The following is a 13,521-nucleotide window of genomic DNA, read 5'->3' on the forward strand; positions in this document are numbered from 1 at the left end:
CTAACGGTATATACATCGATATACATCTCGGATGCCAATGAAGGGGCTGAGTGCAATGAGCAACTCTACGTTTGAGGAGACCACCGTCGATTCCACCGAGAACACAGACACCGTCGAGGATTCCGAACAGAAAACTGAAGATAAAGGCCGGCGCCGCGGAAATAACGATAACCCCTCGGCCGACCTCGTGCGCGTCTACCTGAACGGCATCGGCAAAACAGCCCTGCTGACCGCCGAGGATGAAGTTGAGCTGTCCCAGCGCATCGAAGTAGGACTGTACGCAGAGCACCTGCTGAAGAATTCTGATGACTTGAGCCGCGCGAAGAAGCGCGACCTGAAGATCCTCGCCCGCGAAGGAAAGGCTGCCCGCGGCCACCTGCTGGAGGCTAACCTTCGCCTGGTGGTGTCCCTGGCCAAGCGCTACACGGGCCGCGGCATGCCTCTGCTGGACTTGATCCAGGAAGGCAACCTGGGCCTGATCCGCGCGATGGAGAAGTTCGATTACACCAAGGGATTTAAGTTCTCCACCTACGCCACCTGGTGGATCCGTCAGGCCATCACCCGCGGTATGGCTGACCAGTCCCGCACCATCCGCCTTCCGGTGCACCTGGTCGAGCAGGTCAACAAGCTCTCCCGCATCAAGCGCGAGATGTACCAGCAGCTCGGCCGCGAGGCAACCAATGAGGAGCTGTCCGAAGAATCGGGCATCGAGGAGCACAAGATCGAAATGCTGCTCAAGCAGTCTCGTGATCCGGTGAGCCTGGACATGCCGGTGGGTGCCGACGAGGAAGCGCCCCTGGGAGACTTCATCGAGGATTCCGAGGCCACGGATGCCGAGTCCGCGGTGGTGGCTTCCCTGCGCCACTCTGACATCCGGGCGGTTTTGGATACTCTCGAGGAACGGGAACAAGATGTGATCCGCTTGCGTTATGGTCTTGATGACGGCATGCCACGCACGCTGGATCAGATCGGTAAGCGCTTCGGACTGTCGCGTGAACGTGTCCGCCAAATAGAACGCGAAGTGATGGCTAAGCTGCGAGAAGGCGATCGTGCCGACAAACTCCGCGAATACGCCCTTTAAGCTGCTACTGTATGTGCAGTGCTAAAAGTTTTTACAGAAAGGTCCATAACTGGTGAGAGATCTCGTCGACACTACTGAAATGTACCTTCGTACAATTTACGAGCTGGAAGAAGAAGGGATCCCACCGCTGCGTGCCCGTATTGCGGAGCGTCTGGATCAATCCGGCCCGACCGTCAGCCAGACCGTAGCCCGCATGGAACGCGACGGTCTGTTGAGTATTTCCAAGGACCGTTCGCTGAAGCTCAGCGCCGAAGGTCGTGAGCTTGCCACCGCTGTGATGCGCAAGCACCGTTTAGCCGAACGCCTGCTCACCGATGTCATCGGCCTGCCCTGGGAGAAGGTGCACGATGAGGCCTGCCGCTGGGAACACGTCATGGGTGATGATGTTGAGCGGCGCCTGGTTGACGTGCTCAAGGAGCGCACCACCTCACCGTTCGGCAACCCGATCCCCGGTCTGGACGTCTTGTTGGATGATGCACCAGATGAGCACCGCACGGAACTGCTGAACGAGGCGGAGGAAAACCACCACCCTGACGCTCAGCGAGCCGCTGACTTGAATGCCACCAAGCCCGTTGAGGTCATCGTAGCCAGCATCAACGAGATCGTCCAGGTGGAGCACAAGATCATGGCAAAGCTGTCCGTGCTGTCCATGGGTCCCGGCAGCACGGTGACCCTGGTCAACACCGAAGACGGCATTCGCCTGAGCAATGACAACGGGTACATCGACCTGCCCGACGAGTTGTCTCACGCCATTCAGGTAAAGGCTGTGAAGTAATCCATGACGGACTCCCCTACGTCGAGTAGTTCCTCTGCCCTTCCCTCCGGCGCGCACGTGGTGGTCACGGGCGGAGCCGGCTACGTCGGTAGCGTCTGCGCCCATGTGCTGGTGGAGCAGGGCTATAAGGTGACGATCATCGACGACTTCTCCACCGGTAACCGCGAGGCTGTAGCGCCTGGCGCAACACTGGTGGAGGGCGATGTCCGCGACGTGATTGGCGACGTGCTGGCCAGCGGTGATGTGAGCGCTGTCTTCCATTTCGCGGCCCGGTCCCTCGTCGGCGAATCCGTGGAAAAGCCGGACCTCTACTGGCACCACAATGTGGTCACCAGCCTTCGTTTGCTCGATGCTATGCGGGAACACGGAGTTTCCAACCTGGTGTTCTCCTCCACCGCCGCGACGTATGGCGAACCGCAACAGGTCCCCATCACGGAGGACATGCCCACGCAGCCCACAAACCCTTATGGTGCGTCCAAGCTGGCGATCGACCACATCATCACCAGCTACGCCAAGGCCTACGGGCTGGGCGCGACCTCACTGCGCTATTTCAATGTTGCGGGCGCCTATGGGAGCGTGGGCGAAAACCGAGAGATTGAAACCCACCTGATCCCCCTGATTCTCCAGGTAGCCCTCGGGCATCGTGACTCCATCAGCATCTTCGGCACGGACTACCCCACCGAGGATGGCACGGCCGTGCGCGATTACATCCATATCCGTGATCTGGCCGACGCTCACCTCCTCGCCGCGTCCAGCAACGTCCCCGGAACGCACCGTATCTTTAACCTCGGCTCCGGCGATGGCTTTAGCGTGCGTCAGGTGATCGATACCTGCCGTGAGGTCACCGGCCACGCCATTCCGGCAGTGGAGTCCGAGCGCCGCACCGGTGACCCGGCCACCCTCGTTGCCTCCTCGGCCCGCGCGATCGAGGAGCTGGGATGGTCGCCGTCTCGCAGCGACATCACCACTATCGTGAAGGATGCGTGGGCCTTCACCAGTACTCTGGGTGACCGGGCACACAGTGCCAAGGCCTAGGTAGAGAGCGCCCGGGTGATTGCTGGCCATTCCAGCACATCCAGGGCCTCATCGAGTTGCTCCGCCCACTCAATGAGCTCTTCGACCTCGGCATCATCCACCACATCGGCTGCACACTCCCCCGACAGCTCGAGTGTGAGCGAGGCAAGATGATGCAGGCTACACGCCACCACAGCGCGCACGGTCTGCCGCTGATGTCCGCACCGCATGGTGGCCAGCAGAACTTCCAGCATCTCCTCGGTCAGACAATCATGGTGGTTCCTCTGCGACCGGGCTGAACATTCCTCTGCGGCACCTGCGGCGACGAAATGAGCCAACGACCCCTCGTCGTTGGAGGCAAGAATGACGCTGAGCAGCGCCAACAGCCGAATCCTCATGCTGCCGCGAGTGCGCCGCGCACATTCGGCCACCATATCCCTCATGACCGGGTTGACTGTTCCCTGGGCACAGAGCACCAGGAAGGTGTGGTCGTCCTCATCAATGGCCAGCCGCGCCACCGCCATCAACGCCTCGTGATCCTCAATCACCTCGTCCAGGGATCGGTGGCCGAGCACCACATCGGACAGTAATCGAGTCACGGCGAGGATGGCGTCGGTATGTTCGTCGGCGTCCTTGTCCTCAGGAGTCTCTGCCAGCAGCTCACGGGTATCGAGTCGAGGCATCGTGGGCAACAGCCAGCGTTCCCGTTCCTCCCGGTCCTTGAGCTGCAGTGCCCCGCTGCATCGCCCGATGGTCCGCAGGGGGTTATCATCCACGTCCTCCACCACTCCGCCCATCTCGCCGTCCGGGAAGCACCAGGGAACGCCAGACTCGATCTTCTCCACCCAATGAAGCCCGTTGATCCCCACGAGGTTGTCCTCGAAGAACATGCCCAGCACGGACAGCAGACCACAGGCCAGTTCCTCCTCCTCGGACACGGCAATAACCACGACCTCGGGTTCGTACAGGGTGTCGCACACGGCCATGATTTGGTCGAGCCCCTCGGCAATGGAGCGCATGCCCAGGTCTGTGCGCACGATGGGGCCGATCCTCATCGCGCGACCCGTAGTCGAGGCGTTGTAGAGCCCCACGATCACTAGGGATTCCTCTGGGGTAAAGCCCATGAGGGCTGGGATGCTGGCAATGAGGGTGCCCGGGTTTCCGCCCAATTTCACGCGGGGGCGGTCCTCCTCGCAGTCGAGGGGAGACTGGGTATTATTCGTCGAGGGAATATCTCGGTCTGTCATGCTGTTGTACCTTTCGAAAGCCAAGCCAGGAAGCACAATGGCTACGCTGTGTGATGAATGAAGCGAGACCATAGAAACACCCCCACCTCACGGTGGAGAGGCAGTGCGATGGCCGCCAGACTTCTTCGCACAGGCAGATGTGGAAAACCCGCGGGCTGTGGAAAACCCATTCAACTCCCGCGCCGACGCGTGTTTTCCCATGTCATTGGCTATCTCTGCTAGTCTTTGTCCGATACCTTTGGGACAGTGTAGGAAATTTTGAAGGAGCATATCGTGTCTGAGAACATGTACGATCTGGAGTACCCCGCCCCCGTTGTGCACGGTGATCAGTCAGATTCTCCTGTGCCTCTCATCGTCGCTCTTCAGGGCTATGCGGACGCCGGCCAAGCCGTGGTGAATGTGGGCACTCATCTGCTCCAGGCACTGGATAATCAGCTGGTTGCATCCTTTAACCTGGATCAACTCGTGGACTACCGCTCACGCCGGCCTGGAGTCACCCTCGATCACAACAGCATCGTGGACAGTGACCGGATGAGTTTGAACCTCCACGTGTTGAAAGATGACAGCGGGCAACCCTTCCTGCTGCTGGCCGGGCCGGAACCGGACCTGAAGTGGGAGGCCTTCTCCGATTCTGTAGTGCAGCTTGCTCGGCGGCTGAACGTCCACCGGGTGGTCTCGCTGTATTCTGCGCCCATGACCGTGCCGCACACTCGGCCGTTGATTGTCTCCGCGCATGCCTCGGATCCGGCGTTGCTGCAGGACTTTGCCACGTGGGATTCCCGGATGATCATTCCGGGTGCTGCCTCCCTGGAGACAGAGTTGAAGCTCGCCCGCAGCGGTGTGGAGACTGTGGGGCTGACCGCCCACGTGCCGCACTACATTGCCGCGAACGATTACCCTGAGGCCACGGTCAAGCTGCTGCAGGCCGTGTCTTCCACGATTGATCGCGAGTTCCCCCTGTCCGCGTTGGAGGGCGATCAATCCCGCGTCCAGCAGCAGCTGGAGAATCAAATGGAGGATTCGCCGGAGATCGCCCAAGTGGTGCAGGCGCTGGAGGGGCAATACGACGCCGAGGTGGAGCGACGTCGGCGTCGTCGGGAGAACAACCTGTTGCAGCCAGGCGAGGAAATCCCCACCGGCGACGAATTGGGTGCGGAGTTCGAGGCGTTCCTGGCGGACGTGGCGGATAAGGACACGGAGCCCGGCGACGACTAGCGGCGGTGACTGGCTCTGTACAGTGGAGGTAACTACTTACGAGGGGTGACCTACATTACCTCCACGCAGAAAGGACGTCCCGTGGGCATTGCGGCACAACTGGCGGAACTGCTTCCCGACCTAGATGAGGTACCAGAATCGCTGGTTGATGACGCGATCTTGGAGTCCTTCCTTGGCTGGACGCGTGATCGTGGGATCACGCTCTACCCCGCCCAGGAGGAGGCCGCCACTGCATTGGTGGCGAAGGATAACGTCATTCTGGCCACACCGACGGGCTCCGGAAAGTCCATGGTGGCTATTGCCGCACACTTTATAGCGTTGGCGCGAAAGCAACGGAGCTTTTATACGGCACCCATTAAGGCACTGGTGAGTGAAAAGTTTTTCGATTTATGCCAGACGTTCGGGCCCGAAAACGTCGGCATGATGACCGGCGATGCCACGGTCAATGGCAATGCATCGATTATCTGCGCCACCGCGGAAATCGTGGCCAATATTGCGCTGCGCGACGGCAAGAATGCGCGGATTGACCAGGTGGTGATGGACGAGTTCCACTATTATTCGGAGCCCGACCGCGGGTGGGCTTGGCAGATTCCTCTGCTGGAGTTGCCGCAGGCACAGTTTTTATTGATGAGCGCCACGCTGGGTAACACGGAGTGGTTGGAAAAAGATCTCTCTGAACGCACTGGCCGCACCAGCACGTTGGTGAGTGGGTCGGTGCGCCCTGTTCCGTTGGAGTTTGACTACGTCTACACCCCGGTGCACGAGACGATTCAGAACCTGATCCACGAGGGCCTGTCTCCCATCTACGTGGTGCATTTCAGCCAACGGGAGGCGATCGAACGGGCGCAGTCCTTGACCAGCATGTCTCTGGTGGATGAAGAAGCCAAGAAGGCGATCGCAGAGGGCATTGGCTCCTTCAGGTTCAGTTCTGCCTTCGGTAAGACGCTCTCGCGGCTTCTGCGGCGCGGCATTGGTGTGCATCACGCTGGAATGCTGCCGAAGTACCGGCGTTTGGTGGAAAAGCTTTCCCAAGCCGGCCTGCTGAAAGTCATTTGTGGCACCGATACCTTAGGCGTGGGGATTAACGTCCCTATTCGTACCGTGCTGATGACCGGTCTTGCAAAATACGACGGCGTGAAGCAACGCCTGGTGAAATCCCGCGAGTTCCATCAAATTGCCGGCCGCGCCGGCAGAGCCGGTTATGACACCAAGGGAACGGTAATTATTCAAGCTCCTGAGCACGAGATCGAGAATTATCGCCTTCGCGAACGCGCCGGTTCTGATCCCAAGAAGCTCAAAAAGCTTCGCAAGAAATCAGCCCCGGAGGGTCAGGTTGTGTGGACGGAAAAGACCTTTGACCGCCTCAGCGTGGCCGAGCCCGAGGAGCTGGTGAGCCAGTTCCGCATGTCTCACTCCATGCTGCTCAACGTGGTGGCGCGCGAGCAATGGACCTATGAGGCTCTCGAGAATCTTCTGCGCACCAACCATGACTCTCGCGCCAAGCAGAACAAGTCCATCATCCACACCATTGAGCTGTATCGCGGGCTGATCAACGCGGGTATTGTGGAGGAGTTTCCCGATGACACACCGTCGGGCCTGAACGCGCGTCTGACGCAGGACATGCAGCGCGACTTCGCCCTGAATCAGCCCCTGTCCCCCTTCGCGTTGGCCGCGCTGGACCTGTTGGATCCCGAGTCGGAGACATACACCCTGGACATCATCTCCACCTTCGAGGCCGTGTTGGACGATCCGCGCCAGGTGCTGCTGGCCCAACGCGCGCACGCCCGCGGCGAGGAGATCTCCGCCCTGAAGGCCGAAGGGGTGGACTACACCGAGCGGATGGCCATCGTGGAAGATATTTCCTGGCCACAGCCACTGGCCGACGAGCTGGAGGAGGCCTACGAGACCTTCTGCGAGGGCAACCCCTGGGCACGCGATTTTGAATTGAGCCCGAAGTCCGTGGTGCGTGACATGATCGAGAAGGCCATGACGTTCAGCGATCTCGTCGCCACCTATAGCTTGGGACGTTCCGAGGGCGTTGTGCTGCGTTATTTGACCGACGCCTGGCGCACGTTGGAACATTCAGTCCCACTTTCTCACCGGACCGAGGAGTTGGAGGACATCCTGGTGTGGCTGGGAGAGCTGATCCGCCAGGTTGATTCCTCCCTCATCGACGAGTGGACGGCCATGGCCGATCCGGATGCCAGCCTGACTGAAGAGCAGGTCCAGGAGCTGGCCTACGGAGTGGAGGATCCATCACTGCTGACGAGCAACCCTCGTGCGCTCAAGCGCATGGTGCGCAATCACTTCTTCCGCCACGTGGAGTTGTTCGCCTTCGAAAAGGAAGAACAGCTGGAGACGTTGGACTCCTACCTGGACTCGCCCCCAGACTGGCCGACTGCCATGGACCACTACTTCGAGGAGTATGCCGACGTAGGACTGGACGCCGCCGCGCGTGCCTCCCACATGATCCTCATCCGTGAAGGTGAGGGCGACGAGAAGAACTTCTGGTTCGTTCGCCAGATTATCGACGATCCCGAGGGCGACCATGGGTGGGCGTTGGAAGGCGTGGTGGACCTTGACGCAACCGATGAGGCCGGCGAGGTGCGCTTGGGCGAGCTCAAGATCGTCGAGGGCTAGCGCCGCGGTGCCATCACCGAGCGCTCCACGATCTCGCGGCTTCGTGTCACCACGTCGTGGTACGTGTTTTCCAGGATCCGTCCCAGGGCCCTAAACTCCTCCACCTGCACGGAACTGTTTCTGTAGACGAGTTCTACCGTCCGACTCGCCGTGCGTGCCCCACCCTTGATGGTCGCAATGCCAAGCCCGGGGCGTTGGCACTCCGCTTCCACTGCCGACAGCGGGATCAAGGTGGAGCCCAGGCCTGCGGCCACCATTTGCACAATCGTGGACAATCCGGCAGCCCGGGTGCGATCGTGCTGAGGATTGGTGCTCAGTTCCGCGCGGCGGCAGATGTTTAGCACCTGATCGCGCAGACAGTGCCCTTCGTCGAGCAGCAGCAGATCCAATGCCTCGAGCTCGCGCACACTCACATCGCGGCGTCCAGCCAGCGGACTAGACGACGGCACAATGAGCACAAACTCCTCGGTGTACAGCTCAGTGGAGTCCAGTCCCTTCACGTCTTCTCCCCCGGCGATGATCGCCACGTCGATTTTTCCCTGTCGCAGGGAATCGCTGAGGCTCGACGTCTGCCCCTCAATAATGTGGGGTTGAAGGTCCGGGGCTTCGGAAGGCAGGCGCTTCAAGAATCCCGGGAGGATGAACGGGGCGATGGTGGGAATGATGCCCACCGTAAACTCCCCGATCAACGCCCCGTGCCCTCCTTTGGCCAAGGCAACCAAGCAGTCCAGGCTATCCAGCGTGGCGCGAGCGTGCGGAAGCAGGCTGCGCCCCACGGGGGTGACGATGACTCGCCGGGTGGAGCGTTCAATCAGCTGCGCTCCCAGACCCATCTCCAAGGCGTTCAAACCCTGAGACAGCGATGGCTGGGAGATTCCCAGCTGTATCGCCGCGGTACCGAAGTGACCGGTCTCAGCGATAGTCGTAAAAGTTCTCAGTTGAGAGATCGTGGGGCGATACTCGCGTGGGCTCACGGCTGCATCCTTTCTTCCTTCAAATGTGCTTAGTCTACTCATAATTAGTTTCTCTTGTGAAGAATATTAACAATTATGTTTCGCGACAAAGGTTAAGCCTATGCAACAGTGTCCATTGTGAGAGGTCGCGCAGCAACACTTGATAGACTCTGTCCAGTGAACACGCCCAAGGACACCCGCGCTCGTAAGCCTCGCACGCACGCCAAGTCTCACTCCCGGCACCGTAGAAACCGCCCGTTGCGGACCATCCCCCCGATGACGTACCCCGACCTTCCCGTCTCTGACCGGAGGCAGGAAATCATGGATGCCATCAGCGCCCACCAGGTGGTCATCATCGCCGGAGAAACGGGATCGGGAAAAACCACTCAGATCCCGAAGATGTGTCTTGACCTGGGCCGTGGGCGTCGGAAAATCATCGGGCACACCCAGCCCCGCCGCATCGCAGCACGCAGCGTGGCGGAGCGCATCGCAGAAGAGACGAACTGCACCATCGGCGACCCCGCATCCCTCGTGGGATACAAGATACGATTCGACGACACCCTCTCGTCCCACACCGCCGTGAAATTGATGACCGATGGCGTGCTGCTCAACGAGATTCAGCACGATCGTCTCTTGCACGACTACGACACCATCATCATCGACGAGGCCCACGAGCGCTCCCTCAACATCGACTACCTCCTGGGCTACCTCAAGCAGCTGCTTCCCCGCCGCCCCGATCTGAAGGTCATCATCACCTCAGCGACGATCGACCCCGAAAGCTTTGCCGAACATTTCAAGGATGCCGACGGCGAACCCGCCCCCATCATCGAAGTGTCCGGGCGAACCTACCCTGTCGAGGTGCGTTATCGGCCACTGTATACCGAAAGGCTCAACGAGAAAACAGGTGAGATCGTTCGCGACGAGATCGACCCCCTCGACGGCCTGGTCGCAGCCTGTCAGGAACTCATGCGGGAAGGCCAGGGAGACATCCTGTGCTTCTTCTCCGGCGAGAGAGAGATTCGCGACGCCGCCGAGGTGCTCTCGGGAGAATTCACCGCGAAGGGACGCGGGCCCGGCGTCGATATCCTCCCCCTGTTTGGTCGTTTGTCTAACGCGGAACAGCATCGCGTGTTCCAGCCGCAAGGAACACGGCGACGCATCGTGCTGGCGACCAACATCGCGGAGACGTCCCTGACAGTGCCGGGGATCCACTACGTGATCGACACCGGCGTGGCCAGGATTTCCCGCTATTCCCACAGGACCAAGGTTCAGCGCCTTCCGGTGGAGCCCATCAGCCAGGCCAGCGCTCAGCAGCGTTCGGGACGCTGTGGACGTACCGCCGACGGCATCGCCATCCGGCTGTACTCGGAGGAGGACTTCGAGGCTCGGCCGGAGTTCACCGACCCGGAGATCCTGCGCACGCACCTGGCGAGCGTCATCCTGTCCATGGCGGCGTTGAATCTTGGGTCTATCGAGGAGTTTCCGTTTATTCAGGCGCCAGATCGTCGGTCGATTCGCGATGGTGTTGCCCTGCTGCAGGAGCTGGGGGCGCTCACCCCGGATAAAAGGCAAGAGTTGACGCCCATCGGCCGCGACCTGGCGCGCATCCCTACGGACCCGCGTCTTGCCCGCATGCTTGTGGAAGGCCACCGCAACAACGTCATGGAACCACTGTGCGTGATCGTGGCCGCGCTCAGCATCCAGGACGTGCGGGAGCGCCCGTTGGAGCACCAGCAGAAGGCCGACGAGCTGCACGCCCGCTTCGCTACCGACTCTGATTTCATCAGTGTTCTCCGGCTGTGGAATTACCTGCAAGAACAGCGGCAGTCGCTGTCCGGTAATCAATTCCGGAAGCTCTGCCAGCAGGAGTTCCTGCACTATATGCGCATCAGGGAATGGATGGATCTGGTCCGTCAGCTGCTGACCGTCATTCAGGACTTGTCCTGGTCTATCCCGAATATCCCCCACGTGCGTGAATTGGTCCTTGCCGCGGACAGCATCAACGAAGACATGGTCCATAAGTCCATCCTCTCGGGGCTGCTCACCCATGTGGGCATGCGTGAGGGAAACTCGAAGCAGTTTACCGGCACTCGGAACTCCCGCTTCGTGATCCATCCTTCCAGCCACGCCGCTAAAAAGCCACCACAGTGGGTGATGGCTGCCGAGCTGGTCGAAACCAGTCAGATCTTCGCGCGCTCTGTGGCCCCCATTGCGCCGGAGTGGCTGGAAGAGTTGGCTCCGCATCTGACCAAAACCACCTATTCGGAGCCGCACTGGTCTTCCAAGAAGGGCGCCGCCATGGCGACTCAGAAGGTTTTGCTGTTGGGGCTGCCTGTCATTGCGGATCGGCCTGTCTTGCTGGGCAAGGTTGATAAGGAGACTGCCCGCGAGCTCTTCATCCGCCATGCGCTGGTGGAGGGTGACTGGCGGACTCGCCACCACTTCTACAAGCACAATCTGGAGCTTCTGGAGCAAGCCAGCTCTTTGGAGGATAAGGTTCGCCGCCGGGACATTATCGTTGATGACCAGACACTCTTCGACTTCTACGACGCCCGCCTTCCCGACCACATTATCTCCGCCCGCCACTTTGATTCGTGGTGGAAGAAGGCCCGGCATAAGAATCCCGAGCGACTGAATTTCTCCCTCGACAAGCTCATTGAGTCTCACGAAGGCGCCGCGGAGGCCGATGAGTTTCCGGACACGTGGAAGCAGGGTTCGCTGGAGTTCGAGCTGTCCTATGTGTTCCGTCCCGGAGATCCCGATGACGGCATCACGATGCGCATTCCGCTGCCGCTGCTCGGCAATGTGTCCGCTGCCGATGCTCAGTGGCTGGTGGCGGGCATGAGGCAGGAATTGGTCATTGTTCTGATCAAGTCCCTGCCGAAGGCTTTGCGCACCTCGGTGGTGCCGGCGAATCAGTTTGCTGAGCAAGCGTTAAAGCGCATGGTGCCTTTTGATGGCCCAATCGACGTGGCCTTGGCCGACGCGCTTCGGCAGCTGGGCGGTGTGGGCATTTCTGCCTCGGATTTCAATTGGGAGCGCGTGCCGGATCACCTGAGGATGCAGTTCGCGGCGATTGATCGCCGGGGGAAGGTGGTGAAGAAGTCTCGGGTTTTGGCTGACTTGCAGACCTCGTTGAAGGCGCAAGTAACCAGCGCTGTGGCTCAGGCGTCCGCACGTCAGGCGCCGTCGCCAGCCGACGGCGCTGCCCACTCCTCGCGTTCGGGTGGCACATCGACCGGTGATGTGCTCGCCTCGGCAGGGCGATGGGATGCCGACGGTATCGGGGTGATTCCGGAGACGATGTCTACCGTGATTGATGGGCAGACTGTCGAAACGTACCCGGCGTTGGTGAAGTCCCCTCAGGGTGTGGATCTGAAGGCATTCCCCTCACAGCAGGCTGCTGCAGGCCAGCAATTTAAGTTCGTGCTGGACTCTATGACGTCGGCCTGTACGGTCTCTGCCCCGCAGATGCTGAAGGGCTTGCCGTTGCGTCAAAGAGTCGCGTTGGAAAGTGGTGTTGCAGGCGGTTTTGAGTCCCTGCTCGCCGATGTGGTGACGGTGGCGTGTAAGGATATTCTGATGTCCGCGGGGCCGATTGTGCGTGATCCTGACACCTGCGCCGAGGTGATCGATTCCGCCCGACGCCGAGGGCCCTCGTTAGTGAGGCAGTACGTGGTGGCTGTGGCTCCCGCTATCTTGGCGGTGGCCGACATGCGTGCTGAGCTGAAGGGTTGGTCTGGCGCAGCCATTGAGGACATGAACGCGCAGCTGGAGTTCTTCGCGGGACCACACGCCCTTGCACGGCATGGTGTACAGCCGTTTCAGCATGTTCCGCGCTATGTGGCGGCGATGAAGGAGCGTCTGGAGTTGCTGGATCGTGATCCGGACCGCGAGGCTGATCTGGACGATCAGGTCCAGGAGGCGATTGCCGCTCTCGAGGATACGTTACGCAGGCTCCCGTCCACTCGTGCAGCGTCCCCACAGGTCAAGGAGGTTCGGTGGATGATCGAGGAGTTCCGGGTGAGCCTCTTTGCCCAGCATTTGGGCACCACGCGGACCGTGAGTCTTCCGCGCATTAGGAAGGCCTTGGCGAAGATCCGCTAGTCCTGGTCTGCGTGTCCGCCACGCTGTTGCCGATGGGTACGCAGGGATCCGATCTCTTGCTCGAAGTCCTCGGCACTGTCGAAGGATTTGTAGACGGAGGCAAACCTGAGGTACGCAACCTCGTCCAGGTCTCTCAAGGGGCCCAGAATAGCCAAGCCGATATCGTGGGCCTGCACCTGGGATCCGTGATCGGCGCGGATCGCTTGTTCCACTTCGTGCGCGAGTCGCTTCAGTGCGTCGTCAGAAACTTCTCGTCCCTGGCATGCGCGGCGTACGCCCTTGATGACCTTGTCCCTACTGAAGTCTTCTACCACCCCGTTGCGCTTGGTCACCAGCAGAACTGAACGTTCGATCGTGGTAAAGCGATGTTCACAGGCGGCGCATTCGCGACGCCGCCGGATCGCCATTCCCAGTTCGATCGAACGGGAGTCAACAACACGAGACGATTCGGATCCACACGAAGGGCACAACACATGTTCATCCTATCCC

Annotated in this window: 9 protein-coding genes; 6 read left to right on the forward strand and 3 right to left on the reverse strand. The window is 60.3% G+C overall.

The features are described 5' to 3' along the window. The first annotated feature begins 55 nt into the window (after window positions 1-55). From GC425_RS01120 to galE, 3 genes are read left to right on the forward strand one after another with little or no spacing between them, the layout of a single operon-like run. Window positions 56-1,081 carry a sigma-70 family RNA polymerase sigma factor gene (locus tag GC425_RS01120; RefSeq protein WP_151844106.1) on the forward strand — a complete coding sequence of 342 codons (1,026 nt, stop codon included), beginning with the start codon at window positions 56-58 and terminating at the stop codon, window positions 1,079-1,081. Between the two features lie 52 nt (window positions 1,082-1,133). Then, entirely contained in the window at window positions 1,134-1,856 is a 723-nt protein-coding gene (locus GC425_RS01125) for a metal-dependent transcriptional regulator (RefSeq protein ID WP_151841624.1), read from the forward strand. A gap of 3 nt (window positions 1,857-1,859) precedes the next feature. Next, window positions 1,860-2,891, forward strand: coding sequence for a UDP-glucose 4-epimerase GalE (gene galE, locus GC425_RS01130; protein ID WP_151844105.1), 1,032 nt, complete (start codon window positions 1,860-1,862; stop codon window positions 2,889-2,891). Here galE and GC425_RS01135 read toward each other — a convergent pair. Next, on the reverse strand, window positions 2,888-4,117 hold the full coding sequence (locus GC425_RS01135; RefSeq protein WP_192930375.1) for a DUF4192 family protein: 1,230 nt from the start codon (window positions 4,115-4,117) through the stop codon (window positions 2,888-2,890). The two genes, galE and GC425_RS01135, sit on opposite strands and share 4 nt — an antisense overlap. A gap of 285 nt (window positions 4,118-4,402) precedes the next feature. Here GC425_RS01135 and GC425_RS01140 point away from each other — a divergent pair, with 285 nt between their 5' ends. Together GC425_RS01140 and GC425_RS01145 are read left to right on the forward strand one after the other, a co-directional pair. Beyond that, window positions 4,403-5,332, forward strand: a complete 930-nt coding sequence (locus tag GC425_RS01140) for a PAC2 family protein (RefSeq protein WP_151844293.1) — start codon at window positions 4,403-4,405, stop codon at window positions 5,330-5,332. An 81-nt stretch (window positions 5,333-5,413) separates the two neighbouring features. Continuing rightward, window positions 5,414-7,972 (forward strand): RNA helicase, encoded by a 2,559-nt coding sequence (locus GC425_RS01145; RefSeq protein WP_151844292.1) that lies wholly within the window; start codon window positions 5,414-5,416, stop codon window positions 7,970-7,972. On the opposite strand, the gene GC425_RS01150 is transcribed toward GC425_RS01145, so the two are convergent. Further along, window positions 7,969-8,946, reverse strand: a complete 978-nt coding sequence (locus GC425_RS01150; RefSeq protein WP_151841627.1) for a hydrogen peroxide-inducible genes activator — start codon at window positions 8,944-8,946, stop codon at window positions 7,969-7,971. The genes GC425_RS01145 and GC425_RS01150 overlap by 4 nt on opposite strands. A 156-nt stretch (window positions 8,947-9,102) precedes the next feature. On the opposite strand from GC425_RS01150, the gene hrpA reads away from it, so the two are divergent. Continuing rightward, window positions 9,103-13,032 carry an ATP-dependent RNA helicase HrpA gene (gene hrpA / locus GC425_RS01155; protein WP_231699704.1) on the forward strand — a complete coding sequence of 1,310 codons (3,930 nt, stop codon included), beginning with the start codon at window positions 9,103-9,105 and terminating at the stop codon, window positions 13,030-13,032. Here the strand turns inward: hrpA and nrdR are convergent. Continuing rightward, window positions 13,029-13,505 carry a transcriptional regulator NrdR gene (gene nrdR / locus GC425_RS01160; protein ID WP_151841628.1) on the reverse strand — a complete coding sequence of 159 codons (477 nt, stop codon included), beginning with the start codon at window positions 13,503-13,505 and terminating at the stop codon, window positions 13,029-13,031. The two genes, hrpA and nrdR, sit on opposite strands and share 4 nt — an antisense overlap. Window positions 13,506-13,521: the final 16 nt, after the last annotated feature.

The sequence above is a fragment of the Corynebacterium sp. zg254 genome, from assembly GCF_024701495.1.
Classification (GTDB): domain Bacteria; phylum Actinomycetota; class Actinomycetes; order Mycobacteriales; family Mycobacteriaceae; genus Corynebacterium; species Corynebacterium zhongnanshanii.

What these genes read in the sequence shown, in the direction of transcription:
- GC425_RS01120 (WP_151844106.1), top strand. Translation starts at nt 56, where the DNA reads ATGAGCAACTCTACGTTTGAGGAGACCACCGTCGATTCCACCGAGAAC.
- galE (WP_151844105.1), top strand. Translation starts at nt 1,860, where the DNA reads ATGACGGACTCCCCTACGTCGAGTAGTTCCTCTGCCCTTCCCTCCGGC.
- GC425_RS01135 (WP_192930375.1), bottom strand. Translation starts at nt 4,117, where the DNA reads ATGACAGACCGAGATATTCCCTCGACGAATAATACCCAGTCTCCCCTC.
- GC425_RS01140 (WP_151844293.1), top strand. Translation starts at nt 4,403, where the DNA reads ATGTACGATCTGGAGTACCCCGCCCCCGTTGTGCACGGTGATCAGTCA.